This window comes from Pseudomonas sp. FW305-3-2-15-E-TSA4 (genome assembly GCF_058787295.1).
Map to the genome: position 1 here is coordinate 96,000 of NZ_JBYSZP010000008.1, position 24,040 is coordinate 120,039.

Below are 24,040 nucleotides of genomic sequence, written 5' to 3' on the forward strand. Positions count from 1 at the left end.
GGCGAGGCAAAAAGCAGGCAAAAAAATCCCCGAACCAGTCGGGGATTTTTCATGTTCGATCAATCAGCCCAAGGGCGGATCAATCTTCGCGGTAGCGACGCAGTTTCAGCTGCTTGCCAGCGACGCGAGTGTCCTTCAGCTTGGTCAGGAGTTTGTCCAGACCATCTTCCGGCAGCTCGACGAGGCTGAAGCTGTCACGCACCTGGATGCGACCGATCGCTTCGCGGGCCAGACCACCTTCGTTGAGGATGGCGCCCAGCAGGTTCTTGGCGGCGATACCGTCACGCGCACCCAGCGCGGTACGGCAACGGGCACGACCTTCGCCCAGAGGCATTGGCGCGCGACGCTCGCGGTCACCACGCTCAGGACGATCACCGGAACGCTCAGGACGGTCGCCACGCGGTGCATTGTTCGGCACCAGTGGGCGTTCCTTCTCGATCGCCGCCAGGTTCAGCGCTTGACCGTTGGTAGCCTTGCGCAGCAGAGCTGCAGCCAGGGCACGCGGGGTGCAACCGATGTCAGCGGTCAGGCGATCCAGCAGTTCGCCGTGAGTCGACTCGGCATCAGCAACCAGCGGCGACAGGCTGTTGGTCAGTTTCTTGATGCGTGCATCGAGAACAGCCTGAGCGTCCGGCAGACGCACTTCGGCAACCTTCTGACCGGTGACACGCTCGATCACTTGCAGCATGCGGCGCTCACGTGGAGTCACCAGCAGCAGCGCACGACCTTCGCGACCGGCACGGCCAGTACGGCCGATACGGTGCACGTAGGATTCCGGGTCGTACGGCATGTCCACGTTGAATACGTGGGTGATGCGCGGAACGTCCAGACCACGGGCAGCCACGTCGGTTGCGACAACGATGTCCAGGCGGCCATCTTTCAGCGAGTCGATCACGCGCTCACGCTGGTTCTGGGCGATGTCACCGTTCAGCGCAGCGGCCTTGTAGCCTTTGGCGTCGAGGGCACTGGCCAGATCCAGGGTCGCTTGCTTGGTGCGCACGAACATGATCAGCGCGTCGAAGTCTTCCACTTCCAGCAAGCTGAGAACGGCAGAGGTCTTCTGGTCAGCGTGAACCAACAGGTGAGCCTGTTCGATCGCGGTAACGGTCTGGGTCTTGCTCTGGATCTTCACGTGCTTCGGATCGCGCAGGTGACGCTCGGCGATGGCACGGATCGACTGCGGCAGGGTTGCCGAGAACAATACGGTCTGACGGGTTTCCGGCATGGCCTTGAAGATCACTTCCAGGTCATCCATGAAACCGAGTTTGAGCATTTCGTCTGCTTCGTCCAGAACCAGGTGGTTCACGGTAGCGAGGACTTTTTCGTCGCGACGCAGGTGGTCGCACAGACGGCCCGGAGTGGCGACAACGATCTGTGCGCCATTACGGATTGCTTTCAATTGTGGGCCCATCGGCGCGCCGCCGTAGACAGCCACAACAGTTACGCCCGGCATTTGCTTGGCGTAGGTTTCGAAAGCGGTTGCAACTTGTAGCGCCAACTCACGAGTTGGGGCCAGGATCAGAGCTTGCGGCTCGCGCTTGGACGGATCAATGCGGTGCAGGATAGGCAGGGCAAAGGCAGCGGTTTTACCGGTACCGGTTTGCGCCTGACCAATCATATCGTGACCGGCGAGGATGATCGGGATCGACTGCTGCTGAATGGCCGAAGGCTCTTCATAGCCGGTAGCGACTACTGCAGCGACAATATTGGGATGAAGTTCAAGAGCGGCGAAGCCGCCGATTTCCTGGGTCATGGGTCTGCCTCTAAGTGCATCCGCAAAGACCCATGCTCCAAAGCTGCACATGCCGTGTTGAGACTCAAGAGTCGCCCTGGCAGCTTTGTCGGCGGGGATTTGCGAAAACGTATGAATGAAAAAGAATCGTCAAGGAAGAGCCCGCAGTGCGGACGTGCAGCCGAAGCTGACTTCGGGGAATTGCGCTACCTAAACGCGGCCCGGTTAAAGGCCGGCGCGCACTATACCGGAATTTGCCCAAAAAGGGAGCTTTTTTTATCGCCTGAATCGGTGTGTCACCGCTGTGTAACGGGGTTTTGCGGATAATCGTGCAAAGGTCTATTTTGCAAAGGCCCGGCCCTGCGGGTGATGACGCTTAAACGATTCATCGATGTGCGGCATACCGTCGCTGCACCCGCCCTTCCCGCCCGAGGATTTATTCATGAATCAGTCCTGCCCCGGCCGCGTCAGCCGTGAACGTCGAGGTCATATCCACTTGATCGGCCTCGACCGGGCCGCCAAACGCAACGCCTTCGACCTCGATCTGCTCAACGATTTGAGCCTGGCCTACGGCGAGTTCGAGACCGACAGCGAGGCGCGGGTGGCGGTGGTGTTCGGGCATGGCGAGCACTTTACCGCCGGTCTGGATCTGCTCAACGCCAGCGCCGCCCTCGCCGAAGGCTGGCAGGTTCCGACCGGCGGTTGCGACCCATGGGGTGTTTTTGTCGGGCCGCGAGTGAGCAAACCGGTGATTGTTGCCGCGCAGGGCTACTGCCTGACCATCGGTATCGAGTTGATGCTGGCCGCCGACATCAACCTGTGTGCGAGCAATACCCGCTTCGCGCAAATGGAAGTGCAGCGGGGGATCTTTCCGTTTGGTGGCGCGACGTTACGTTTTCATCAGGTGGCCGGCTGGGGTAACGCGATGCGCTGGTTGCTGACCGGCGATGAGTTTGATGCCCACGATGCGTTGCATCTGGGTTTGGTCCAGGAAGTGATGGCCAGTGAGGACCTGCTGCCGCGGGCTATTGAGTTGGCCGAACGGATCGCCCGGCAGGCACCGTTGGGGGTGCAGGCGACACTGATGTCGGCGCGCCAGGCGCGCTATGAAGGTGAGACGGCGGCGGCGCAGGGGTTGCCGGCGCTGGTGAAAAAGTTACTGGGGAGTGAGGATGCCAAGGAGGGGGTGCGGTCGTTGGTGGAGCGGCGCCCGGGCATCTTCAAAGGGATCTGAGAAAACGGGTGCTCTTCAGGCCCTCTTCGCGAGCAAGCCCGCTCCCACATTTGGAATGCATTTCAAATGTGGGAGCGGGCTTGCTCGCGAAGGGCCATTACTGACCACTCATGTCGCCGGGCGAATCGCCTTGATCAACGACTGCAACGAATACCCCAAGCGTGGCGCCAGCACTTCGGCGCGGGCGGTCAGCGCCTGCATGTCCAGCTCCTGATCGAGATCCGCAGGCACAATCAGAATCACATTGCCCTCTTTCACCGGCAACTCCCAGTAATGCCGGTGATACAGCCCGCGCAACAACGCCGCGCCCAACGGTTTGCCATCATCGGTGGCCCACTGATTGATCACCAGCCAGCCGCCTGGATTCAGACGCTTCTGACAGTCGCCGAGGAAACTCCAGGCCAGATGCCCGACACCCGGGCCGACGTCGGTGTACAGGTCGACGAAGATCAGATCCGCAGGCTCGGCCGTCGGCAGCAACTCCAGCGCATCGCCGACCCGAATATACAAACGTGGATCATCATCCAGCCCCAGGTATTCGATCGCCAGACGCGGCACGTCCGGGCGCAGTTCGATAGCTTCGACGTCTTCCAGCGGCAGGAACTTGAGGCAAGCCTGGGTCAACGTGCCGGCACCGAGACCGAGAAACAGCGCGCTCTCCGGTTGCTCATGGCACAACGCGCCAATCAGCATCGCCCGGGTGTAGTCGTATTCCAGCCAGCTCGGATCGGCGGTGAACACGCAGCTCTGCTCGATGGCATCGCCGAATTCCAGAAAGCGGTAATCGGCCACTTCCAGCACGCGAATCACGCCGAACTCATCCTGTACCTCGGCGAGCAACAGCTCGACGCGCTCCTCAGTCATTTCGTCTCCTGATGGTCACCGGGCGCGGTGACGCGATGGCACCGCTCCGGCGCCGTGGCAAAGCGGCGATTGTCGGTGATGGGGCGGGAGCAGGTCACGCACTAATTGCTGCTACCATGGGCTTCCCGTGCGTAGAACCAATTAGAGACCGTGATGAGCCAACCGTGGAGCCCTGACAGCTGGCGCGCCTTGCCGATCCAGCAACAACCCCAATACCCTGACGCGGCGCATCTGCGCCAAGTCGAGCAGACCTTGGCCAGCTATCCGCCGCTGGTGTTTGCCGGCGAAGCACGCGAGCTGCGCCGGCAGTTTGCCGAAGTGACTCAGGGCCGGGCGTTCCTGCTGCAGGGCGGCGATTGCGCCGAAAGCTTCGCCGAATTCTCCGCCGCAAAGATTCGCGACACTTTTAAAGTGCTGCTGCAAATGGCGATCGTCATGACCTTCGCCGCCGGTTGCCCGGTGGTCAAGGTCGGGCGCATGGCCGGCCAGTTCGCCAAACCGCGCTCGGCCAACGATGAAACCATCGACGGCGTGACCCTGCCGGCCTACCGGGGCGACATCGTCAACGGCATCGGTTTCGACGAAAAGAGCCGCGTGCCGGATCCGGAGCGCCTGCTGCAGTCCTATCACCAGTCCACCGCCACCCTGAACCTGTTGCGCGCCTTCGCCCAGGGCGGTTTTGCCGACCTGCATCAGGTGCACAAGTGGAACCTGGACTTCATCGCCAACTCGGCACTGGCCGAGAAGTACAGCCACCTCGCCGACCGCATCGATGAAACCCTGGCGTTCATGCGCGCCTGTGGCATGGACAGTTCACCGCAACTGCGCGAAACCAGTTTCTTCACCGCCCACGAGGCGCTGCTGCTGAACTACGAAGAAGCCTTCGTGCGTCGCGACAGCCTGACCAACGATTACTACGATTGCTCGGCGCACATGCTGTGGATCGGTGACCGTACCCGTCAGCTCGACGGTGCTCACGTCGAATTCCTGCGCGGGGTGAACAACCCGATCGGGGTGAAAGTCGGCCCGAGCATGAACCCGGATGATCTGATTCGCCTGATCGACGTGCTCAACCCGGACAACGATCCGGGGCGCCTGAACCTGATTGCGCGGATGGGTGCGAACAAGGTCGGCGATCACCTGCCGGCGCTGATCCGCGCGGTGCAGCGTGAGGGCAAGCAAGTGCTGTGGAGCTCCGACCCGATGCATGGCAACACCATCAAGGCCAGCAGCGGCTACAAGACCCGCGACTTCGCGCAGATCCTGGGTGAGGTGAAGCAATTCTTCCAGGTGCACGAAGCCGAGGGCACTTATGCCGGCGGGATTCATATCGAGATGACCGGGCAGAATGTCACCGAGTGCATCGGTGGTGCGCGGCCGATCACTGAAGACGGGTTGTCGGATCGTTATCACACCCACTGTGACCCGCGGATGAATGCCGATCAGTCGCTGGAACTGGCGTTTTTGATCGCGGAAACCCTGAAACAAGTCCGCCGCTGAATCAGTCAGATTTTTAGCGTCTGGCAGGCCGCCTTCGCGAGCAAGCCCGCTCCCACACTGGATCTGTGTCGTACACAAAACCCATGTGGGAGCGAGCCTGCTCGCGAAGAGGCCAGCTCAGTCACTACAGACTTCAGCCAATGCCACCCGCAACCGCCCCGCACTCTCGCGCTGACAATTAAGCTGCACTCGCGCAAGCCCCAGCCAATCGGCCATCTGCCGCAAATTCAACGCCAGCGCCAGCATCCCCTCTTCGTCCAGCCCCGGCTCTTCCTCGTGCACTGCATGCACCGCCAATCGTCCCGACGCCCGCTCGGCGCGCAGATCGACCCGCGCGGCAATCCGCTCGTTGTGCAGAAACGGCAACACGTAATAGCCGTAGACCCGCTTGTCCTGCGGCGTATAGATCTCCAGCCGATAGCGAAAATCGAACAAGCGCTCGGTGCGACTGCGCTCCCAGATCAGCGAGTCGAACGGTGACAACAGCGCACTGGCGACGACTTTGCGCGGGACTTTCGGCTGCGGCAGGCAGTAGGCGATCTGTCGCCAGCCAGCGACTTCGCAGGTCTGCAACTGCCCGTCCTCGACCAGCTCCGCCAGACGCGGGCGCGCATCGCCAGGGTTCAAGCGGAAATAATCGCGCAGATCCTTTTCCGTGCCGACGCCCAATGCCTGGGCCGCGTGCAGCAGCAGACCACGTTGTGCTTCGGCTTCATCCGGCAACGGCTGCTGCAGAATCGATGTCGGGATCACCCGCTCCGGCAAATCATACAAACGCTCAAAACCGCGGCGGCCGGCGACGGTCACTTCACCGGCGGCGAACAACCATTCCAGCGCATGCTTTTCCGCGCTCCAGTCCCACCATTGCCCGGCCTTGTCCTCGCGGGTCGACAGACTGCCGGCGCCCAATGCACCGCGCGCCTCAACCGCGCTTAAAACCCGGCGCACGACGTCCTGCTGCTCAAGACCAAACTTCGCCAGTTGCTGATAGATGTCTCTGCCAGTTCTGGCCCGCTGCATCCGCCACCCCATCAACGGATACATCGCCAGCGGCAGCAACGACGCTTCGTGGCCCCAGTATTCGAACAGCGTGCGCCGACGGCCCGAACTCCAGGCAGCCTGGTCGAGCAGATCGGAAGAATAGGAACCCAGACGGGAAAACAGCGGCAGATAGTGCGAGCGCACCACGGCATTGACGGAGTCGATCTGCAACAGCCCCAGCCGTTCGATCAGCCGGTTGAGTTGCGGCGCCTTGACGGTCGGCGGCTGGCGCCCGTTGAACCCTTGGGCAGCCAGCGCCAGACGTCGCGCCTGTTTGAGGGAAAAGGCCAGAGTCGCGGGCATGAGCATCTCCTTGTCTGCTCGCAACCTACCTCACCTGAAAGTGGTTTGTGTAGTAAGGCCCTGATCATTTATGCATCGGATCATCCCAGAACGGCCGGATGGCCTCGTGTTCGACGTCGGCACGGCTGACCCCGATGTCCTTCAGCGCTTCGTCGCTCAGGCTGGCAAGCAACTCACGCTCACGGTGCAGTTCGTACCAGCGGCTAAACTTGTGCAGCAGGTCGGAAACGATATGGCCGTGGCCGGAAAATTTTGCGTCGTCTACATACTCTCTTTGACCTTTCATCGTGTTGCCCTCCTTGTGGATGGCTCAAGTCTCGCGCTGGCGCTAAGATCAATCCAACGAATGTTTCTGATGGCATTCATCACGGAGATTCATCAATTGTCGGCCTACCCCAGTATCGATACCGATGTCCTGCGCACTTTCGTTGCGATTGCCGATCAGGGCGGTTTTACCCGCGCCGGCGAGATGGTCAACCGCACGCAATCGGCGGTGAGCATGCAGATGAAGCGCCTCGAAGAAGATGTGCTGCAACGCCAGCTATTCGAGCGCGACGGCCGCCAGGTACGTCTGACCGCCGAAGGCCAGGTGCTGTTGGGTTACGCGCGGCGCATCCTGAAATTGCACAGCGAAGTGTTCAACACGCTGCGCGAGCCGCACATGGTCGGCACCGTGCGAATTGGCACGCCGGACGATTACGTGATGCGGTTTCTGCCGGGGATCCTCTCGCGGTTCGCTCAGTTCTACCCGCTGATCCAGATCGAAGTGCATTGCGAGTCCAGCAAACAGCTGTTGCAGCGCACCGATCTGGACTTGTCGATTGTCACCCGCGAGCCGGGCAACGAGATCGGTCAGTTGCTGCGCAAGGAACGTTTCGTCTGGGCCGAGGCGCAGAATTTCAGCGCCCACGAGCAGACGCCGTTGCCGCTGGCGATGTTCAACAGTGATTGCTTCTGCCGTTTGTGGGCGTGCAATGCGCTGGACGCGATGGGCCGCGACTACCGCATCGCCTACAACAGCACCAGCCTGTCGGCGCTGATGGCGGTGGTGAGCGCGGGTCTGGCGATCACCGCGCAACTGGAAAGCCTGATCACCCCGGACATGCGCATTCTCGGCGCCGCCGAGGATCTGCCGCTGTTGCCTGAGGCCAGCATCATGCTGATCCGCAACCTGAACAATCCGTCGCCGATCACCGAATGCCTGGCCGAACACATCGTCGAAGGCTTCAAACTTTAAACGCGAGCATCACCGCGCACAGCACCAGAAAACCGCAGAACAGCCCGCGCAGGAGCCGTTCCGGCATGGCGTGGGCGACTTTGACGCCCCAACTGATGCTGGCCAGACCGCCGATGGCCAGCGGCAGGCCGATCATCCAGTCCACTTCGTGATGCACCGCGTAGGTCACCAGGGTCACGCCGGTGCTCGGCAGTGCCAACGCCAGCGACAGGCCCTGGGCAACCACTTGGCTGGTGCCGAACAGACTGGTCAGCACTGGCGTTGCCACTACGGCTCCACCGACACCGAACAAACCACCCATGGTCCCGGACGCTGCGCCGAGAACACCGAGCCATGGCCATGAGTAACGCATCTCGGAGGTCACGACGGTTTTTTTGCCGAACATCTTCAGCAGGTTGTACGCCGAGAGCACCACAAGGAACGCGACAAAGCCGATACGCATGGTTTGCGCATCGATGCCGACCGCCCAGATCGAACCGATCCACGCAAAGCAAAAACCCATGACCGCCAGCGGCAGCGCATGACGCAATTCGATGCGATTGCGCTGATGATAGCGCCACAGCGCCAGCATCACGTTGGGCACCACCATCACCAGCGCCGTGCCTTGGGCGATCTGCTGATCGAGGCCAAACCACACGCCCAGCAGCGGGATGGCGATCAAACCACCGCCGATGCCGAAGATCCCGCCCAGTGTCCCCAGGGCGGCGCCAAACAGCAGGTACAACAAAAACTCGATCACAGCGATGTCCTCATCCGTCAGGCGATTCATCCTACGCAGTAGAGGCTGGCGGGGAAACGCACAGCAACGCACAATGGCTATGCCAATTTCGCACAAGCACCGAAACACTCATGAATCCCAATCAGTTGACCGAACAGCTCGGGCTGTTTCTCGATGTGCTGGAAAGCGGCAGTTTTTCTGCAGCTTCCCGTCGTCATCCGCTGACGCCTTCCGCCGTGGCGCGGCGCATCGACAGCCTGGAAAGCGCTGTTGGCAGCCAGTTGTTCATTCGCAGCACCCACGCCGTGCGGGCGACCCCGGCAGGTCTAGCGTTTGCCGAGCGAGCACGACGCATCGTCAGCGAACTGCAACTGGCCCGCGCCGAGGCGGTGTCGTTGAGCAGTGCGCCGGAAGGCTTGATTCGCATCGATGCCCCGGCCGCTTTTGGTCGCCGCCATCTCGCGCCGGTCATCGCTGACTTTCTGGTGCTGTACCCGGGCCTCGACGTGCAGTTGCACCTGATCGACAGCTTCATCGACATGCACGGCTCGAATCTGGGCAAAGTCGATCTGGTGCTGCGCGCCGGGCAAATGGCCGATACGCGGCTGGTCGCCACGCCGCTGGCGAGCATGGTGCGCATTGCCTGCGCCAGCCCCGACTACCTGAAACGCCGTGGCGCACCGCGCCATCCCGCGCAGTTGAGTGAACATGACGGGCTGGATTGGGAAGGTCTCGCCCCGCCCTTCGCCTGGCGCTTCGAACTGGACGGGCAAATGCAACTGCATCGCCCCGCGCGCATCCGCATGAGCGCCAACAATGCCGAAGCGCTGGTGTGCGGTGCTCTGGCCGGGCTGGGCATCGCGCATTTGCCGACCTGGCTGGCCAGTGAGTACCTGCTGCGCGGCGAACTGCTGCCGCTGTTCTGCGAGAACGGCCTGCCGCAACCGGAAAGCACCGGCATCTATGCGCTGCGCATGGAACAGCAGACCCACTCGCGCAGCCGTCTGCTTTTGGAATACCTCAAGACCCGCTTCAGCCCGGTGCCGCCGTGGGATCTGGCGCTACAGCGCGAGCTGGGCCGGCACTAGATTCTGGATAATTATCTGGCGCATTAAACATTCGGGCGCTAGATTCAAGCCCATCACCGAACAAGGCTTTGCCATGACCACCGAACGCGACACCTGCGACGACCTGCTGCTCGACAATCAGGCGTGCTTCGCCCTGCATTCCACTTCACTGATGATGACCAAGGTCTACAAGCCGCTGTTGCAAGCGCTGGGCCTGACCTATCCGCAGTATCTGGCGATGATGGTGCTGTGGGAAAAGGATGGTTTGACCGTGGGCGAAATCAGCACGCGGTTGCTGACCGATCCAGGCTCGCTGACACCGTTGCTCAAACGGCTGGAAGGTGAAGGCTTGCTCAGCCGCACGCGCAGTCGTGAAGATGAGCGTGTGGTGATTGTCGAGTTGACCGAGCAAGGTCGAGCACTGCGCGACAAGGCGCAAACCATTCCACAATGCATCCTCGGCGCCAGTGGTTTCACCCTCGAACGCCTGCAGAAGCTTCAATCTGAGTTGCAAGCCCTACGCAACCATCTGCAAAACAGTTTGGCCTGAGCCCGCCACTGTAGGAGTGAGCCTGCTCGCGATAGCGGTGAACGCGCCGCCATCGTGTTGACTGCTGCACCGCTATCGCGAGCAGGCTCACTCCTACAGGTAATCTCGTTGTCTGAAAAATATTTTTCCACGCCTGACCTTCCCGCCATCCTCTCTAAACCGCGCCTTCCAGGCTAACCAAACGAACCAGTCCTTCGTCGAAGCGCATATTTTCCAGAAAATTATCTTGCGCACTAAACATTAGCGAGCTACATTCACCTCGCACTTACTTAGCGCGCAAACAATTAGCGCAAAAACAGACACCCAACGAGGCCCACACCATGCAAACTCTCTACACTGCAATCGCAACCTCCACTGGCGGCCGTGATGGTCGTGCGATCTCCAGCGACAACATCCTCGACGTCAAACTCGCTACCCCGAAAGAACTCGGCGGTGCCGGCGGCGCAGCGACCAACCCTGAGCAACTGTTCGCTGCCGGTTACTCGGCCTGCTTCATCGGCGCACTGAAATTCGTCGCCAGCCAGACCAAACGCAAAATCCCCGACGATGCCTCGATCACTGCTCATGTCGGTATCGGCCAGATTCCTGGTGGTTTCGGTCTGGACATCGACCTGCACATCAGCCTGCCGGGCCTGGAACAGGCGGATGCACAGAGCCTGGTTGAAGCGGCGCATCAGGTCTGCCCGTACTCCAACGCCACCCGTGGCAACGTCGACGTGCGTCTGCACGTCACCGTTTAAGCACTGACGCCCCAGGCCCGAACAGGAAATGAACATGAACACTTTCAGCAAAGTCTTGACCGGTACCCTTCTCGCCCTGTCCATCCACAGTGCGTTCGCCGGTGATGTCGAACACAACACTCAGGCCTTTCTCGATGTGTTGAATGCCGGCACCGGCAAGCCGATAGAACAGCTGACACCCAAAGACGCCCGCGCCGTGCTGGTCGGCGCGCAGTCGGGGGTCAAGCTGACGCTGCCCAAAGCAGACGTCAGCGAGAAGACCATTCAGGTCAATGGCCAACCGTTGCAGCTGACCATCGTCCGGCCGGCCGGGGTCAAGGGCGAGCTGCCGGTGTTCATGTTCTTCCATGGTGGCGGCTGGGTACTGGGCGATTTCCCGACCCACGAACGGCTGGTGCGCGATCTGGTGGTCGGTTCGGGCGCGGCGGCAGTCTTCGTCAATTACACGCCGTCTCCGGAAGCGCATTACCCGGTGGCGATCAACCAGGCCTACGCCGCGACAAAGTGGGTCGCCGAGCACGGTAAAGAGATCAATGTCGACGGCCAGCGTCTGGCCGTGGCGGGCAACAGTGTCGGCGGTAACATGGCGGCCGTGGTGGCGCTGATGGCCAAAGACCAAGGCACCCCGGCGATCAGATTCCAGGTACTGCTGTGGCCTGTGACGGACGCCAGTTTCGACACGGGCTCGTATAACCAGTACGCCGAAGGGCACTTCCTCACACGCAACATGATGAAGTGGTTCTGGGACAACTACACCACCGATGCCAAACAGCGTAACGAGATCTATGCCTCGCCGTTGCGAGCAACCACCGCGCAATTGAAGGGCCTGCCGCCAGCACTGGTGCAGACCGCCAGCGCCGATGTATTGCGTGATGAAGGTGAAGCGTACGCACGCAAACTCGACGAGGCGGGTGTAGCGGTAACGTCGGTACGGTACAACGGCATGATTCACGATTACGGCTTGCTCAACGTGGTCAGCCAGGTGCCGGCGGTGCGTTCGGCGATGTTGCAGGCGTCTGAGGAACTCAAGCAACACTTGAAGTAACCACCATCCCATTGTGGGAGCGAGCCTGCTCGCGAAAGCGGTGTGTCATCCGGTTGTGTGCTGACTGACAGAACGCATTCGCGAGCAGGCTCGCTCCCACAGGGGACAGGCGTGAAGCGCAAAACGCAGGCACAAAAAAGCCCGACTCAATGGTCGGGCTTTTTCTTTCCGTAAAAAGCAGTGCTTATTTGGCACGGCCTTTGTAGGAACCGCCTTCGCGGGTATCGATCTCGATCATGTCGCCGATTTCGATGAAGTCAGCAACCGACAGCTCGGTACCGTTCTTCAGTTTGGCAGGCTTCATCACCTTGCCGGAAGTGTCACCGCGAGCGGAACCTTCGGTGTAGTCAACCTGACGCACGATGGTGGTCGGCAGTTCTACGGAAACCAGACGCTCTTCGAAGAACACGGCTTCGCAAACGTCGGTCATGCCTTCTTCAACGAAAGGCAGAACGCTTTCGATGTCTTCGGCGTTCAGTTCGTACATGGTGTAGTCAGTGGTGTCCATGAACGTGTAGGTGTCGCCGCTGATGAAGGACAGGGTCGCTTCTTTGCGGTCGAGGATCACGTCGTCCAGCTTGTCGTCCGCACCGTAAACGGTTTCGGTCTTGTAACCGGTCAGCAGGTTCTTCAGCTTGGTCTTCATGATCGCGCTGTTACGGCCCGACTTGGTGAATTCAGCTTTCTGAACCAGCCAAGGATCGTTGTCGATACGGATCACGGTACCGGGTTTGAGTTCTTTACCAGTTTTCATTGCGAATATCCGAATTTGGATGGGATTTACAAAAATCTAGGCCGCGTATCATATCCAATTTAGGTAAAACTGTACCAGCGCCGTGGCAAGATCCGCCTGCAAGCCTTGTTCCAGACACCATTGCTCGGCGTTTTCCTGCAGTTCTGGCCAGTGTTTACGGACCTGGAGCCAGTGCTCGCCGATCGGTTTCCCGGCACTCCAGGCCCGCCACAGACCGCTCATCGCCTCGGCAGCGGCCGGGGAAAGCCCTTTGGTGTAGAGCGCGAGAAAGGCATCGAGCTTGTCGAGGTGAATGTCTTCGTCCTGCTGATAGATGTGCCAGAGCATCGGTCGCCCGGCCCACTGTGCACGGACGAACGAGTCTTCACCGCGCACCGCGTTGAAGTCGCAGCACCACAGCAACTGATCGTATTGATCCTGACGGACGAACGGCAGCACCTGCACCGTCAGCGCCTGACGCACGTCCAGATCGCCGACAGCCAACGCGTCGACCCCGAGCCAGCGCGCAACGTCACCGAGAATCCGCCCTTCCGGCACCAGCAGATGGGTCGGCGTGCTATCGGCCGCCAACGCATCCAGCCAACTGGCCAGCCCGGCATTTTCGTAGGCAAACAACGAGATCAGCTGTGCGTCAGCTGCGCGATCTACGCCCAGGCCGTGCAGGAATTGTCGCTGCGCAGCCGCGTCCTGCTGAAATCGCCGACGCCGCTCAAGCAGACCGTTTTCACGCAGCAAGCCGCCCGTCCCCGGTTGAAATCCGGGAAAGAAAAAGAATTTCTGCACCGACTTGTACTTCACCGACGGCAAACCGTGACAACCGGTGACCCAGTCTTCGGCGCTGAGGTAATCGAGGTTCATCCACAGCGGTGGCTGTTGCCGCTCGGCCATGGCGTCCATGTACGCCGATGGCAGTTGGCAGGCAAATGCGGCGATCACCACGTCCGCCGCTTCTGTCTGCGGCCAGTCGCTCGGCCAATGCCGCACCTCGACGCCCTGCTGCGATTGCTGCGCCAGGTGGATGTCGATCTCGGGGCAGATACGTTCAAAGGCGCGCAGGTCATCGACCCACAGGCGCACCGCCAGCCCATGCTCGGCTACCAGTTGCCGGGCCAGACGCCAGGTCACGCCGATGTCGCCATAGTTGTCGACCACGGTGCAAAAAATATCCCAGCGGGTTTTCGGTATCGGCATGCAAGACTCCCGTTGGCAAAAGCGCTGATTGTCCGCATAAATGACCTCGCGCAGAAGAGCCGACGGCGATTAATCTTCGTGCGACAATCGACACTTGCCCGCAATCATCCGCCAGGAGGCAGCCATGCCCTATCGTCCCAATCCGCGTCGCCCGTTGCCCGTTCAGCTTAGCGCGCTGCAACTGACCGGCAGCATTGCCCTGGGCATGTGGCTGGGTTTTCTGGCCATTGCCCTGACTTGCTGGCTGATTTCGCGTTTTGTGTTGACCGAGCAACTGGCACCGGTTGCTCAGGCGGTGCAGCAACTGGCCAAGCCGCCAACGGCCGTTCAGGTACAACCGGACATTCCGCCACAGAGTCCGCTGTTCGAACAGTACGAAGAAAACCTGCGCAAGAACGAGCAGCAGGCGCGCCTGGATCAGGCTCGCGGCAGCAGTCGCAACCAGTCAAATCCGAAATGCCAGTTCTGGCTGCAACAGGACCAGACCGCGCCGAGCGAAAAGAGCCGCGCCAACGTTTTGCAATTCTGCGATTGATCATGAACAAACACACCGTCCACCAACTGATCCTCGACAAACTGCGCGTCGACCTCGACATCGCCGAACGCGCCGCGCAGACCGCTTACGAAACCGCGACCCACGAAGAGAACATCGCCGAGAACAAATACGACACGCTAGGGCTTGAGGCTTCCTATCTGGCGGCGGGTCAGGCGAAACGGGTCGAGGAAATCCGCCAGTCACTGGCGCTGTGCCAGAACCTGACACTGCGTGCCTATGACGAAAATCGCGGCATCGAGATCGGCGCCCTGCTCGGTCTGGAGGACGAAAAGGGGCGCGAGCAATGGCTGTTTCTGGCCCCGGATGCGGCGGGCCTGAAAGTCGATGTGGTGGGTCAGCCGATTACCGTCATCACCCCGCGCTCGCCGCTGGGCAAAAGCCTGCTGGGCAAGTTCGAGGGCGATGAAGTGGAGATCCTGGTGGCGGGCACCCGGCAACAGTTTGCTGTCACCGAGGTGCTTTGAGGCAGGGTCTTAGTGCACCGGCAGTTCGACGCCGTCGAACAGCTCTTCCAGTTCCTGCTTGTTGTGGCACTGGATGGCTTTGGCCATCACTTCGCGGGTCAGGTGCGGGGCGAACTTCTCGATGAAGTCGCACATGAAACCTCGCAGGAAAGTACCGCGACGGAAACCGATCTTGGTGATGCTCGACTCGAACAGCTCGCTGGCATCCAGCACCACCAGGTCGTTATCGAGCTTGGTGTCGACCGCCATTTTGGCAACGATGCCCACACCCAGGCCCAGACGCACGTAGGTTTTGATCACGTCGGCGTCAGCCGCGGTGAACACCACTTTCGGCGTCAGGCCACGATGACTGAAGGCTTCGTCGAGTTTCGAACGGCCGGTGAAACCGAACACGTAAGTCACGATCGGGTATTCGGCCAGCGCTTCGAGGGTCAGCTTCGGCAGCTTGGTCAGCGGGTGGCCCTGGGGCACGACCACGCAGCGGTTCCAGCGATAGCACGGCATCATCACCAGATCACCGAACAGCTCCAGCGCTTCGGTGGCGATGGCGAAATCGACGGTGCCGTCAGCGGCCATCTCGGCGATCTGCATTGGCGAACCCTGGTGCATGTGCAGCGCCACGTCCGGGTATTGTTTGATGAAATTGCTGATCACCGGCGGCAATGCATAACGCGCCTGGGTGTGGGTGGTAGCGATCGACAGGGTGCCTTTTTTCTCGTTGGAGAATTCCTGGGCAATCTGCTTGATGCTTTCGACCTTGCGCAGGATTTCGCCTGCGGTGGTGATGATGCGCTCGCCGGCCGGGGTGACGCGGGTCAGGTGCTTGCCACTGCGGGCAAACACTTCAACGCCAAGTTCGTCTTCCAGCAGGCGGATCTGTTTACTGATACCCGGTTGCGAGGTGTAAAGGCTTTGGGCGGTAGCGGAAACGTTGAGGTCGTGGTGCGCCACTTCCCAGATGTAGCGCAATTGTTGAAGCTTCATATGTATCCCTCAAAGCAGGTAGACGCCACGGGCATCAGCGACGGTATATAACTATATTAATGGTTTTATGAATAAATCTAGAACTTTTTTATCAAAAGGCCATTATTCCCGCTTCAGCGATCCCCCCGGCGCCGGCGCTCCACCAATGGCACCAGATAAACCGGCACCTTGGCCAATTGCAGGACCCGAGTCGCCGTGCGCCCCAAAGGCGTTTCCGCCCCTACGCCGTGGCTGTGAGTGCCTACGATCAGCAAATCCACAGAGAGTTTCTGCACCTGGTCGAGAATCACCTGCGCCGGATCGCCCTGCACTACCCGAACCGCGCAAATCCGCTGCAGATCCTGCTCGCCCTCGTCGCCCAGCTCTTCGCGAAAACTGTCCAGCACCCGTTGCTCGATATTGGCGATGACAGTTTTCAGACCCTGACTGTGAAATTCGTTCAATGCCTGTTCGTCGAGATAACTCTGCAACACCGACTCGGCAAACAGCCCCATGGGTTCCACTGCATGCACCACATACAAGTCGGCATTGAATGTCCGCGCCAGCGCCAGGGCATGCTGCATCACTAAAGGTGCGTACAGACCGAGGTCAGTGGCATACAGCATCGAACGAATCATATGACCTCCTCGCGTGCCAACATGGCGGAGATTTGATTCAGCTTAGCAGTGCCTTGGCGAGTACGACGTGCGACGCAACGTCTTGAAGCACTGGGGCTTTAGATCGACGGTTCGTTACTGATGCCATGCGGTACGTGTCCGGTGGCGACCACTTCGCGGGCCGCCTCGCAGTGGCCGGTCTGATCGTCGAAGAACACATCGGCAGCGAAGGCTTCGAGAAACGCCGATTTGGTCAGCCCGCCGAGAAACAGCGACTCGTCGAGGCGGATGTCCCACTCGCGCAAGGTGCGGATCACCCGCTCATGGGCCGGTGCCGAACGCGCGGTGACCAGCGCCGTGCGGATCGGGCAGTCGTCTTCGGGGAACTCGCGTTGCAGCGCATTAAGTGCCGCCAGAAAGCCCTTGAAAGGCCCACCGCGCAATGGCTCGCGCGCCGACTCGCGTTCTTTGGCCTGAAACGCCAGCAGCCCGCCGGCCTGATAAACGCGCTCGGATTCGTCGGAGAACAACACCGCGTCGCCGTCGAAGGCGATGCGCAACTCATCACTGGCCGCGCGACTGGCGCCGCCGGAAAGAATCGTCGCCGCGGCAAACCCGGCGTCCAGCGCGGCGCGCACATCCTCGGCGTGGGTGGACAGAAACAAGTCACAGCCAAACGCTTTGAGATAGGGATACGGACTGCGCCCGCCGACGAAGGCCGCCCGCGAGATGTCCAGCCCATAATGATCGATCGAGTTGAACGCGCGCAGGCCGGTGTCGGCACTGTTGCGCGAAACCAGAATCACCTCGACCCGGGCGCGATCGAGGCGACTGTTGAGGCTCAGGAGTTTTTCCACCAGCGGGAACGCATCGCCGGGCGCGAGAATTTCGTCTTCGTGTTCAATCTGATATTGCCGATAGGCTTCGACGCCGCTCGCCAGGTAGACCTTGTGACTCTCGCTCAGGTCGAACAAGGCGCGAGACGAAATCGCCAGCACCAGTTTGTCATCGATGTTCTTGGCCATGCCTTCCCCCACTCCCCCGAAAACCGACTCAAGTGTTGCGTCGGTCGATAAAACTCAATGTGCGATACAGCGCTTCGATCCGTGGCAACTCACAGCCTGCCGCTTTGGCTGCGGCCAGTGGCCGGGCATAAATCGCCTCCAGTTCAAGCGGCCGTTTATGCAGGAAATCGTGGTACATGCTCGGCCAATAGTCGGGCATTTTCTCGGTCATCATGAACAGGTACTCGGCGTAACCGGGCGGAACGTCGTGACCGCAGGCCCTGGCGCCCTGCACCACTTCGGCCATCAACGCCTGGATCAGCGCGCGACTATCCGCGTCGGCCATCAGCGGCGTGGTGCCGGCGCCGAGCAACACCGAGAGACCGTTGTAGGGAATATTCCACACCAGTTTCTGCCAGCGCGCCTGTTGCAGATTGGGCATCGCCTGCGAATCGATGCCAGCGGCGCGGAACAGACCGGCACCCTCCTCGACCAGCGCCATGCGCGCCGCTTCATCCGCCGCCGGGCCACTGTGATAGCCGACATTCACCGCACCCAAGGCCTGATGGGTGATGTGTCCCGGCCCTTCGCGATGCACGCAGATCAGGCACAGACCACCGAGCAGATGCAGGGAATCGGGCAGCAACTCGCGCAAGCTGTCTTCGACGTCCAGACCGTTCTGCAGCACCAGCACTTTCGCGCCGGGCCTGGCCGCAGCAATGATCGCCGGGGCCAGACCCGCGCTGCTGGTGGTCTTGGCGCCGACCAGCAACCAGTCGCAATCCGGCATATCCTCAGCCTTCGCATACGCCTGCACCAGGTTCAGCGTCAGGGTGCCATGCACGGCACTGTCCACCTGCAAACCACGTTCGGCCACCGCCGAGAATTCACTGCGCAGTAAAAAGTGCACATCGAAACCGGCCCGCGCCAGCATCAGACCGTAAAACCCGCCAATGGCCCCGGTGCCGATAATCCCGATCACCGGTTTGCTGGCTGCTCCCACCATCTATGGCAACTCCTCTGCAATTCGACCCAGCGCCTGCGCCACTGCCGCGTTCAGCGCAACGGCGGTCAGACGCGTGTGCAATGCCCCAAAGAACTCGCCGTCGCGTACCACAAACAGCGCCGGCAAATGAAAGACCTGATAGCGCTCCACCAACCCGCCGTTGTTGCCGGCATCGATCCAGCACAGGCGATCCACCGCCAGCTCGAACCCGGGCAACACCTCTCTGGCATAGCGGCAGCTGGAACAGCCGACGCTGGTGAAAATCACCAGCGAAACGCCGCTCATCGCCAGCAGCCGCTGGTCGGCGTCGAAATCGGTCAGCTCGGATTCGACCACTATACTGGGGGAAACAATGTCAAATGGCCGACACAGGGAGTCTGTGCTCATGGGACGTTTCATTCCTCATCCGGACGAAGTGCCGGTTGAATTAACCTTGCTCAAGCCCGAGTGTATTTCCAGGCAACAGCTGCACACTATCAGCCTCGGCGGGATCGCTTGCAATTATCACCGCGCCTGGCGCCACGGCACGGCGCTGCAGGTGCGCATGCCGACACTCAACGCCGAGATCTGTTATCCGGGCTATGTCGCGTGGTGTCTGCGGCGCAAAAAGGGCTATCTGGTGGGGATCGCGTTCACCGATGAGCAGACGCTGTTCAGTGCCCGGATGGGCGAACAGGTGTGCCAGATCGAACGTTATTGCCGCATGAACGAGGCCCACGACGATCTGCAGGATATTCAGGCGCTGGCCCTGCAATGGGTCGAACAACACGCCGACGAGTTCTCCCACGACAGCGTGCGCAAGGCTTTTGCCCAGCCAGTGCTGGATTAAAGCGGCGTTTGCCCATTGTCGAGCCGCGTCTGACGCGCTAAGGTTCGGCTCCCCGACGCGCTTAAATCTGCTGTGCTCCGCCGCGCGGGGATCGCTGGCGGCCGGCACCCGTGACCTGACGAGTAAACGATGGCTGATTTACCGATCAACGACCTAAACGTCGCCTCTAACGAGACCCTGATCACTCCCGATCAGCTCAAGCGTGATATCCCTCTAAGCGATGCTGCGCTGCGCACCGTCACCAAGGGCCGCGAAGTCATTCGCAACATTCTTGATGGCACCGACCACCGTCTGTTCGTAGTGATCGGCCCGTGCTCGATCCACGATATCAAGGCTGCCCACGAATACGCCGATCGCCTCAAGGTGCTGGCGGAGGAAGTCTCCGACACCCTGTATCTGGTCATGCGCGTGTATTTCGAGAAGCCACGAACCACCGTTGGCTGGAAAGGCCTGATCAACGATCCGTACCTGGATGACTCGTTCAAGATTCAAGACGGTCTGCACATCGGTCGCCAGTTGCTGCTGGACCTGGCCGAGAAAGGCCTGCCGACCGCCACCGAAGCCCTCGACCCGATCTCCCCGCAGTATCTGCAGGACCTGATCAGCTGGTCGGCCATCGGCGCACGCACTACCGAATCCCAGACCCACCGTGAAATGGCTTCCGGCCTGTCCTCGGCTGTCGGCTTCAAGAACGGCACTGACGGCGGCCTGACCGTGGCGATCAACGCCCTGCAGTCGGTGTCCAGCCCGCACCGTTTCCTGGGGATCAACCAGGAAGGTGGCGTGTCGATCGTCACCACCAAGGGCAACGCCTACGGTCACGTGGTGCTGCGGGGCGGCAACGGCAAGCCGAACTACGATTCGGTCAGCGTCGCCCTGTGCGAACAGGCGCTGAACAAGGCGAAGATCAAACCGAACATCATGGTTGATTGCAGCCACGCCAACTCCAACAAGGACCCGGCCCTGCAACCACTGGTGATGGAGAACGTCGCCAACCAGATCCTCGAAGGCAACCAGTCGATCATCGGCCTGATGGTCGAGAGTCATCTGAACTGGGGCTGCCAGGCCATCCCGAAAGACCTCGCCGACCTGCAATACGGCGTGTCGATCACCGATGCCTGCATCGACTGGTCCGCCACCGAGAACACCCTGCGCGGCATGCACGCCAAGCTCAAGGATGTTCTGCCGAAACGTCAGCGCAGCTGATCAGCGTTTCACGGGCATAAAAAAACGCCGGGCATTGCCCGGCGTTTTCGTGTGTGCGATTCAGATCTTGGCGGCGCGGCGCTGATGACGTTCCATGTAGCGCTCGACGTAGGAGCACGACGGGATCACCGTGTAGCCCATTTCTTCGGCGTACTGCAGCGCGCTTTCGGTCAGCGCGGCGGCAATGCCACGGCCGCGCAAGGCGTTGGGCACGAAGGTGCGATAGATATCCAGGGTCTGTTTCCCCAGATCCATATAGGTCAGGTAGGCACGATGACCGTCCACATTGGTCTCGAACTGATGACCAGCCTGGTCATGGTGGATGGACAACGCCTCGCTCATCACTACTCCTCGCGGGTCTCGAATTCTGACCCCTACCTTACCGATGTTTTTCCGGCGAAGGAACATCTACGCCACCCCGTGCCTGATGGACACCGAGAAAAACCACACCGGTCTCGCGCAATCGAGCACGTCATAAATAGTAGGCACCATTGGCGAAAATGCTCAAGGTGCGCTCGTCATCATGCTCGTTGAACGGGTGACTCCGATGGGCGTAGTGGCAGGCGCGGGGACGATCTTCCCCAGGCACTCGCCTGAACATTGCCGGATGTCGAGACTTAAGACGCAGCCTCTTCTTTAAAGTCACCTCAAGAGCGACAAAGATATGTGAGGTGTCATGCAAAATCGGAACAAAAGTGTAGACGAATTCATCTAGGCAGACTTGGTGCAAGACGCAGAAACAGCACCGGACAACGGGAACTTTTTCTCATTAACACGCTCAGGCCGGGGCCTGCAGCTGGATATTTTTTATACAGCCCGGTTAAAAGTTGCTCGAAAAAGAATCAACGCCTACAATTTTTTTTGCTTCTTGCGCTCCGTCAGTTTACTTACTACAAGTAATGGGTAGTATGTACGCCGGCTATTTCCTCAATCGGAGGAGAAAGCCACTTAATTGAAAGTCCTTGAAGGGGAACACGATGAACAACGTTCTGAAATTCTCTGCTCTGGCTCTGGCCGCAGTTCTGGCTACCGGTTGCAGCAGCGCATCGAAAGAAACCGAAGCACGTCTGACCGCTACTGAAGACGCAGCTGCTCGCGCTCAAGCTCGTGCAGACGAAGCATACCGTAAAGCTGATGAAGCTCTGGCTGCTGCTCAAAAAGCACAACAGACTGCTGACGAAGCTAACGAGCGTGCTCTGCGTATGCTGGACAAAGCTAGCCGCAAGTAATAATCCCTCGGGATTGTTATCAAGCCGACCCATTTTTTGGGTCGGCTTTTTTATTGCCGGTACTTTCCCCCGGGCAATAAAAAACCCGCCGACGCTGCACGCGCCTGCGGGTTTTGATCGACTTACTGCTGCAGGTCGATCGGGGTGTTCGAGACCATCGGCGCCGAGGTATTCGGTGTGCCGATTTCAGTTGGCAGGCCATCTTCGGCCGCTACCACATCACGCACGACATCCCAGTTCACGCGCAGGTTGTTGGTGACATCTTCGCGCTTGAGCATCGCATTGATCACTGCAGTGTGCTTGTCGACCACCGACGGGTTGCCCTTGTCATCGATGGGTGTGTGCGCTTCCAGATAGACCTTGCCGCCACTGCTGCCGAACTTGTACGCATCGTTGAGAATGCGCACCGAAGTGCCGACCGGCACCATGGCCGCCATTTCCAGCACGTTGTTGTTGAACATGCGGAAGCAGCCGTGGCTGGTGCGCATGCCGATGCCGAACTTCTTGTTCGAACCGTGGATCAGGTAGCCCGGAGTGCCCAGGGTGAACTTGAACGGCCCCAGCGGGTTGTCCGGGCCGGCCGGTACCACGTTCGGCAGCGGATCACCGTCGGCGGCGTGCTCGGCCTTGATCGACGCCGGAGGGGTCCAGGTCGGGTTCGGCGTCTTGGCAGTGATCGAGGTGTGTGCGATTGGCGAGCCCCAACCTTCACGCCCAATCCCCAGCGGGAAGGTGTACACCACGTTCCGGCCTTTCGGGTAGTAGTAGAGGCGGTACTCGGCGAGGTTGATCACGATGCCTTCGCGTGGACCCGGCGGCAGAATGAACCGGGTCGGCAGGACGATTTCGGTACCGGCGCCCGGCAGCCAGGCATCGACGCCCGGGTTGGCCGCGACCATTTCCGAATAACCCAGGTCGTACTTGGTGCCCAGGTCAGCGAAGGTGTCTTCGTATTTGGCCTTGATCACCTGCACCTGGCCGATGATGTCCTCACCGGGTGGTGGCAGGGGAAACTCCAATGCAGCAACGGGACCGGCCACACACAGGGCGGCAAGTGACAGGCAGCGGGTGACGGCAGGAAAGCGCGGCAACATCCGGAAAATCCTTCGCATGATCAACAAGGGTATAAGAGCGCGATTGTACACCGCACCTCGGGAATTCGGGGAGATGCGCCGATGGCCAGCCAGAAGTCTTCATGTAGGAGCTGTCGCAGGCTGCGATCTGTTGATCCTAGAGTTCGAAACGCAACTCAGGCCAGATCGGCGAGGTGCCGCGCTTCTGCGACTCGAGAATCGCCCGGCACAACGAACACAGACGCTGATCCTGAAACACCCGACGATCCACACTCGACCAACGCGGTTGGGCTGGAAGCAGACTGCCACACAACGTGCGGTCTGCCGAGCCACCGAGTTCGAGCTGACGGGTCACCAGATGCACCCGCACTTCCTGGCAGGCGAACAGATCCAGCTGTTCGTCAGGCTCGATCAGTTGGTAGGCAAACAGGGACCAGGCAGGACGCGGCATCGGGGGCTCCAAATAAGGGGGCGCCACATTAGCCGAAAGCCTGCCACTAGAAAAGCCTCATAACAGCGGTTTTAGCGTCGGCCAGACATTTTCCAGCAACTTGCCCTGAGCCCCGGCGGCCGGGTGCAGACCATCGGCCTGCATCAGCTCGGGATGCCCACCCACGCCGTCGAGGAAAAACGGCACCAGCGGGATTTTTTTATCGTCCGCAAGTTTGCCGTAGACCTCGGCAAAGGCATCGGTGTAACGCTTGCCGTAGTTGGGCGGCAATTGCATGCCCAGCAGCAACACCTTGGCGCCACTCTGGCGCGAGCTGTCGATCATCGCCGCAAGGTTTTGTTGCAATTGCGTTGGCGGCATTCCGCGCAGGCCATCATTGCCCCCAAGCTCGAGGATCACCAGTTCCGGCTTGTGCTCTGCAAGCAGCGCCGGCAGGCGCGCCTGGCCTCCGGCACTGGTGTCGCCGCTGATCGAGGCATTGACCACTTTGTCGTCAAAACCCTCCTGCTTGAGCCGTTGCTCGAGCAGCGATACCCACCCCAGGCGGGTATCCAGTCCGAAACCGGCGCTGATACTATCGCCAACGATCAGGACAGTACCCGCCGCTGCGTTCTGGGCCATGCACATCAAGGCCAGGCCAGCACTCAAAAACCAAACACGCATCGG

General features: G+C 60.3%; 28 protein-coding genes. 12 read left to right on the forward strand and 16 right to left on the reverse strand.

Going from position 1 to position 24,040, the window contains the following annotated elements; all coding sequences use genetic code 11:
• Positions 1-79: 79 nt before the first annotated feature.
• The gene (locus AC3WMV_RS13020; RefSeq protein WP_027613439.1) at positions 80-1,753 is read right to left on the reverse strand and encodes a DEAD/DEAH box helicase; all 1,674 of its coding nucleotides are present in this window, start codon (positions 1,751-1,753) and stop codon (positions 80-82) included.
• A gap of 421 nt (positions 1,754-2,174) precedes the next feature.
• Here AC3WMV_RS13020 and AC3WMV_RS13025 point away from each other — a divergent pair, with 421 nt between their 5' ends.
• Positions 2,175-2,966, forward strand: a complete 792-nt coding sequence (locus AC3WMV_RS13025; protein WP_103368369.1) for a crotonase/enoyl-CoA hydratase family protein — start codon at positions 2,175-2,177, stop codon at positions 2,964-2,966.
• 108 nt (positions 2,967-3,074) lie between these two features.
• On the opposite strand, the gene AC3WMV_RS13030 is transcribed toward AC3WMV_RS13025, so the two are convergent.
• Complete coding sequence (locus AC3WMV_RS13030; RefSeq protein ID WP_027613441.1) at positions 3,075-3,830, reverse strand: spermidine synthase; 756 nt, start codon at positions 3,828-3,830, stop codon at positions 3,075-3,077.
• Positions 3,831-3,983: 153 nt separating this feature from the next.
• Here AC3WMV_RS13030 and AC3WMV_RS13035 point away from each other — a divergent pair, with 153 nt between their 5' ends.
• Positions 3,984-5,330 carry a class II 3-deoxy-7-phosphoheptulonate synthase gene (locus tag AC3WMV_RS13035; protein WP_007964815.1) on the forward strand — a complete coding sequence of 449 codons (1,347 nt, stop codon included), beginning with the start codon at positions 3,984-3,986 and terminating at the stop codon, positions 5,328-5,330.
• 117 nt (positions 5,331-5,447) lie between these two features.
• On the opposite strand, the gene AC3WMV_RS13040 is transcribed toward AC3WMV_RS13035, so the two are convergent.
• The gene (locus tag AC3WMV_RS13040; protein ID WP_096794960.1) at positions 5,448-6,674 is read right to left on the reverse strand and encodes a winged helix-turn-helix domain-containing protein; all 1,227 of its coding nucleotides are present in this window, start codon (positions 6,672-6,674) and stop codon (positions 5,448-5,450) included.
• A gap of 64 nt (positions 6,675-6,738) precedes the next feature.
• Positions 6,739-6,960 (reverse strand): DUF1127 domain-containing protein, encoded by a 222-nt coding sequence (locus AC3WMV_RS13045; RefSeq protein WP_097088306.1) that lies wholly within the window; start codon positions 6,958-6,960, stop codon positions 6,739-6,741.
• A gap of 96 nt (positions 6,961-7,056) precedes the next feature.
• Between AC3WMV_RS13045 and AC3WMV_RS13050 the strand changes: the two genes are divergently transcribed.
• Positions 7,057-7,911 carry a LysR substrate-binding domain-containing protein gene (locus AC3WMV_RS13050; protein ID WP_025113145.1) on the forward strand — a complete coding sequence of 285 codons (855 nt, stop codon included), beginning with the start codon at positions 7,057-7,059 and terminating at the stop codon, positions 7,909-7,911.
• Here the strand turns inward: AC3WMV_RS13050 and AC3WMV_RS13055 are convergent.
• Entirely contained in the window at positions 7,901-8,650 is a 750-nt protein-coding gene (locus tag AC3WMV_RS13055; RefSeq protein ID WP_178085247.1) for a sulfite exporter TauE/SafE family protein, read from the reverse strand. The genes AC3WMV_RS13050 and AC3WMV_RS13055 overlap by 11 nt on opposite strands.
• Before the next feature lie 110 nt (positions 8,651-8,760).
• Here AC3WMV_RS13055 and AC3WMV_RS13060 point away from each other — a divergent pair, with 110 nt between their 5' ends.
• From AC3WMV_RS13060 to AC3WMV_RS13075, 4 genes are all read left to right on the forward strand, one after another.
• Positions 8,761-9,717, forward strand: coding sequence for a LysR family transcriptional regulator (locus AC3WMV_RS13060; RefSeq protein ID WP_096794959.1), 957 nt, complete (start codon positions 8,761-8,763; stop codon positions 9,715-9,717).
• 73 nt (positions 9,718-9,790) lie between these two features.
• On the forward strand, positions 9,791-10,246 hold the full coding sequence (locus AC3WMV_RS13065) for a MarR family winged helix-turn-helix transcriptional regulator (RefSeq protein ID WP_103368328.1): 456 nt from the start codon (positions 9,791-9,793) through the stop codon (positions 10,244-10,246).
• Between the two features lie 320 nt (positions 10,247-10,566).
• A complete protein-coding gene (locus AC3WMV_RS13070) occupies positions 10,567-10,986 on the forward strand; it encodes an organic hydroperoxide resistance protein (RefSeq protein WP_052964019.1) in 420 nt (139 codons plus the stop codon).
• A gap of 34 nt (positions 10,987-11,020) precedes the next feature.
• A complete protein-coding gene (locus AC3WMV_RS13075) occupies positions 11,021-12,031 on the forward strand; it encodes an alpha/beta hydrolase (RefSeq protein WP_095137300.1) in 1,011 nt (336 codons plus the stop codon).
• A 184-nt stretch (positions 12,032-12,215) separates the two neighbouring features.
• Here AC3WMV_RS13075 and AC3WMV_RS13080 read toward each other — a convergent pair whose 3' ends face one another.
• Positions 12,216-12,785 (reverse strand): elongation factor P, encoded by a 570-nt coding sequence (locus AC3WMV_RS13080; RefSeq protein WP_003226785.1) that lies wholly within the window; start codon positions 12,783-12,785, stop codon positions 12,216-12,218.
• Positions 12,786-12,833: 48 nt separating this feature from the next.
• Positions 12,834-13,976 carry an elongation factor P maturation arginine rhamnosyltransferase EarP gene (gene earP / locus AC3WMV_RS13085; RefSeq protein WP_103368329.1) on the reverse strand — a complete coding sequence of 381 codons (1,143 nt, stop codon included), beginning with the start codon at positions 13,974-13,976 and terminating at the stop codon, positions 12,834-12,836.
• A gap of 124 nt (positions 13,977-14,100) precedes the next feature.
• Here earP and AC3WMV_RS13090 point away from each other — a divergent pair, with 124 nt between their 5' ends.
• The gene (locus AC3WMV_RS13090; RefSeq protein ID WP_103368330.1) at positions 14,101-14,511 is read left to right on the forward strand and encodes a hypothetical protein; all 411 of its coding nucleotides are present in this window, start codon (positions 14,101-14,103) and stop codon (positions 14,509-14,511) included.
• A gap of 2 nt (positions 14,512-14,513) precedes the next feature.
• A complete protein-coding gene (locus AC3WMV_RS13095) occupies positions 14,514-14,996 on the forward strand; it encodes a GreA/GreB family elongation factor (RefSeq protein WP_003226791.1) in 483 nt (160 codons plus the stop codon).
• A gap of 9 nt (positions 14,997-15,005) precedes the next feature.
• Here the strand turns inward: AC3WMV_RS13095 and cysB are convergent, their stop codons facing one another.
• From cysB to AC3WMV_RS13120, 5 genes are all read right to left on the reverse strand, one after another.
• The gene (gene cysB / locus AC3WMV_RS13100) at positions 15,006-15,980 is read right to left on the reverse strand and encodes an HTH-type transcriptional regulator CysB (RefSeq protein ID WP_007908591.1); all 975 of its coding nucleotides are present in this window, start codon (positions 15,978-15,980) and stop codon (positions 15,006-15,008) included.
• 113 nt (positions 15,981-16,093) lie between these two features.
• A complete protein-coding gene (locus AC3WMV_RS13105; RefSeq protein ID WP_027613453.1) occupies positions 16,094-16,597 on the reverse strand; it encodes a universal stress protein in 504 nt (167 codons plus the stop codon).
• 98 nt (positions 16,598-16,695) lie between these two features.
• A complete protein-coding gene (locus AC3WMV_RS13110) occupies positions 16,696-17,601 on the reverse strand; it encodes a 5'-nucleotidase (protein WP_027613454.1) in 906 nt (301 codons plus the stop codon).
• Positions 17,602-17,629: 28 nt separating this feature from the next.
• Complete coding sequence (locus AC3WMV_RS13115) at positions 17,630-18,586, reverse strand: putative 2-dehydropantoate 2-reductase (protein ID WP_103368331.1); 957 nt, start codon at positions 18,584-18,586, stop codon at positions 17,630-17,632.
• Positions 18,587-18,973: a thioredoxin family protein gene (locus AC3WMV_RS13120; RefSeq protein ID WP_027613456.1), complete on the reverse strand. Its 387-nt coding sequence runs from the start codon at positions 18,971-18,973 to the stop codon at positions 18,587-18,589.
• Here AC3WMV_RS13120 and AC3WMV_RS13125 point away from each other — a divergent pair.
• Positions 18,972-19,415: a PilZ domain-containing protein gene (locus AC3WMV_RS13125; RefSeq protein WP_003226800.1), complete on the forward strand. Its 444-nt coding sequence runs from the start codon at positions 18,972-18,974 to the stop codon at positions 19,413-19,415. The genes AC3WMV_RS13120 and AC3WMV_RS13125 overlap by 2 nt on opposite strands.
• Positions 19,416-19,544: 129 nt before the next feature.
• Positions 19,545-20,621, forward strand: coding sequence for a 3-deoxy-7-phosphoheptulonate synthase (locus tag AC3WMV_RS13130; protein ID WP_027613457.1), 1,077 nt, complete (start codon positions 19,545-19,547; stop codon positions 20,619-20,621).
• 60 nt (positions 20,622-20,681) lie between these two features.
• Here AC3WMV_RS13130 and AC3WMV_RS13135 read toward each other — a convergent pair whose 3' ends face one another.
• Positions 20,682-20,963 (reverse strand): GNAT family N-acetyltransferase, encoded by a 282-nt coding sequence (locus tag AC3WMV_RS13135; protein WP_003226804.1) that lies wholly within the window; start codon positions 20,961-20,963, stop codon positions 20,682-20,684.
• A 635-nt stretch (positions 20,964-21,598) separates the two neighbouring features.
• On the opposite strand from AC3WMV_RS13135, the gene oprI reads away from it, so the two are divergent.
• Positions 21,599-21,850, forward strand: coding sequence for an outer membrane lipoprotei OprI (oprI, locus tag AC3WMV_RS13140; protein ID WP_025113130.1), 252 nt, complete (start codon positions 21,599-21,601; stop codon positions 21,848-21,850).
• A gap of 122 nt (positions 21,851-21,972) precedes the next feature.
• On the opposite strand, the gene AC3WMV_RS13145 is transcribed toward oprI, so the two are convergent.
• The 3 genes from AC3WMV_RS13145 to AC3WMV_RS13155 all read right to left on the reverse strand — a co-directional run bounded on the left by AC3WMV_RS13145 (position 21,973) and on the right by AC3WMV_RS13155 (position 24,037).
• Entirely contained in the window at positions 21,973-22,944 is a 972-nt protein-coding gene (locus AC3WMV_RS13145) for a L,D-transpeptidase family protein (protein WP_027613458.1), read from the reverse strand.
• Between the two features lie 136 nt (positions 22,945-23,080).
• Positions 23,081-23,374, reverse strand: coding sequence for a hypothetical protein (locus tag AC3WMV_RS13150; protein ID WP_003226812.1), 294 nt, complete (start codon positions 23,372-23,374; stop codon positions 23,081-23,083).
• A 57-nt stretch (positions 23,375-23,431) separates the two neighbouring features.
• The gene (locus AC3WMV_RS13155; RefSeq protein ID WP_007964780.1) at positions 23,432-24,037 is read right to left on the reverse strand and encodes an arylesterase; all 606 of its coding nucleotides are present in this window, start codon (positions 24,035-24,037) and stop codon (positions 23,432-23,434) included.
• Positions 24,038-24,040: the final 3 nt, after the last annotated feature.

Coding starts and splice junctions, on each gene's coding strand:
- AC3WMV_RS13020 (WP_027613439.1), bottom strand. CDS start 1,753: ATGACCCAGGAAATCGGCGGCTTCGCCGCTCTTGAACTTCATCCCAAT.
- AC3WMV_RS13025 (WP_103368369.1), top strand. CDS start 2,175: ATGAATCAGTCCTGCCCCGGCCGCGTCAGCCGTGAACGTCGAGGTCAT.
- AC3WMV_RS13030 (WP_027613441.1), bottom strand. CDS start 3,830: ATGACTGAGGAGCGCGTCGAGCTGTTGCTCGCCGAGGTACAGGATGAG.
- AC3WMV_RS13035 (WP_007964815.1), top strand. CDS start 3,984: ATGAGCCAACCGTGGAGCCCTGACAGCTGGCGCGCCTTGCCGATCCAG.
- AC3WMV_RS13040 (WP_096794960.1), bottom strand. CDS start 6,674: ATGCCCGCGACTCTGGCCTTTTCCCTCAAACAGGCGCGACGTCTGGCG.
- AC3WMV_RS13045 (WP_097088306.1), bottom strand. CDS start 6,960: ATGAAAGGTCAAAGAGAGTATGTAGACGACGCAAAATTTTCCGGCCAC.
- AC3WMV_RS13060 (WP_096794959.1), top strand. CDS start 8,761: ATGAATCCCAATCAGTTGACCGAACAGCTCGGGCTGTTTCTCGATGTG.
- AC3WMV_RS13065 (WP_103368328.1), top strand. CDS start 9,791: ATGACCACCGAACGCGACACCTGCGACGACCTGCTGCTCGACAATCAG.
- AC3WMV_RS13070 (WP_052964019.1), top strand. CDS start 10,567: ATGCAAACTCTCTACACTGCAATCGCAACCTCCACTGGCGGCCGTGAT.
- AC3WMV_RS13075 (WP_095137300.1), top strand. CDS start 11,021: ATGAACACTTTCAGCAAAGTCTTGACCGGTACCCTTCTCGCCCTGTCC.
- AC3WMV_RS13080 (WP_003226785.1), bottom strand. CDS start 12,785: ATGAAAACTGGTAAAGAACTCAAACCCGGTACCGTGATCCGTATCGAC.
- earP (WP_103368329.1), bottom strand. CDS start 13,976: ATGCCGATACCGAAAACCCGCTGGGATATTTTTTGCACCGTGGTCGAC.
- AC3WMV_RS13090 (WP_103368330.1), top strand. CDS start 14,101: ATGCCCTATCGTCCCAATCCGCGTCGCCCGTTGCCCGTTCAGCTTAGC.
- AC3WMV_RS13095 (WP_003226791.1), top strand. CDS start 14,514: ATGAACAAACACACCGTCCACCAACTGATCCTCGACAAACTGCGCGTC.
- cysB (WP_007908591.1), bottom strand. CDS start 15,980: ATGAAGCTTCAACAATTGCGCTACATCTGGGAAGTGGCGCACCACGAC.
- AC3WMV_RS13105 (WP_027613453.1), bottom strand. CDS start 16,597: ATGATTCGTTCGATGCTGTATGCCACTGACCTCGGTCTGTACGCACCT.
- AC3WMV_RS13110 (WP_027613454.1), bottom strand. CDS start 17,601: ATGGCCAAGAACATCGATGACAAACTGGTGCTGGCGATTTCGTCTCGC.
- AC3WMV_RS13115 (WP_103368331.1), bottom strand. CDS start 18,586: ATGGTGGGAGCAGCCAGCAAACCGGTGATCGGGATTATCGGCACCGGG.
- AC3WMV_RS13125 (WP_003226800.1), top strand. CDS start 18,972: ATGGGACGTTTCATTCCTCATCCGGACGAAGTGCCGGTTGAATTAACC.
- AC3WMV_RS13120 (WP_027613456.1), bottom strand. CDS start 18,973: ATGAGCACAGACTCCCTGTGTCGGCCATTTGACATTGTTTCCCCCAGT.
- AC3WMV_RS13130 (WP_027613457.1), top strand. CDS start 19,545: ATGGCTGATTTACCGATCAACGACCTAAACGTCGCCTCTAACGAGACC.
- AC3WMV_RS13135 (WP_003226804.1), bottom strand. CDS start 20,963: ATGAGCGAGGCGTTGTCCATCCACCATGACCAGGCTGGTCATCAGTTC.
- oprI (WP_025113130.1), top strand. CDS start 21,599: ATGAACAACGTTCTGAAATTCTCTGCTCTGGCTCTGGCCGCAGTTCTG.
- AC3WMV_RS13145 (WP_027613458.1), bottom strand. CDS start 22,944: ATGTTGCCGCGCTTTCCTGCCGTCACCCGCTGCCTGTCACTTGCCGCC.
- AC3WMV_RS13150 (WP_003226812.1), bottom strand. CDS start 23,374: ATGCCGCGTCCTGCCTGGTCCCTGTTTGCCTACCAACTGATCGAGCCT.
- AC3WMV_RS13155 (WP_007964780.1), bottom strand. CDS start 24,037: ATGCGTGTTTGGTTTTTGAGTGCTGGCCTGGCCTTGATGTGCATGGCC.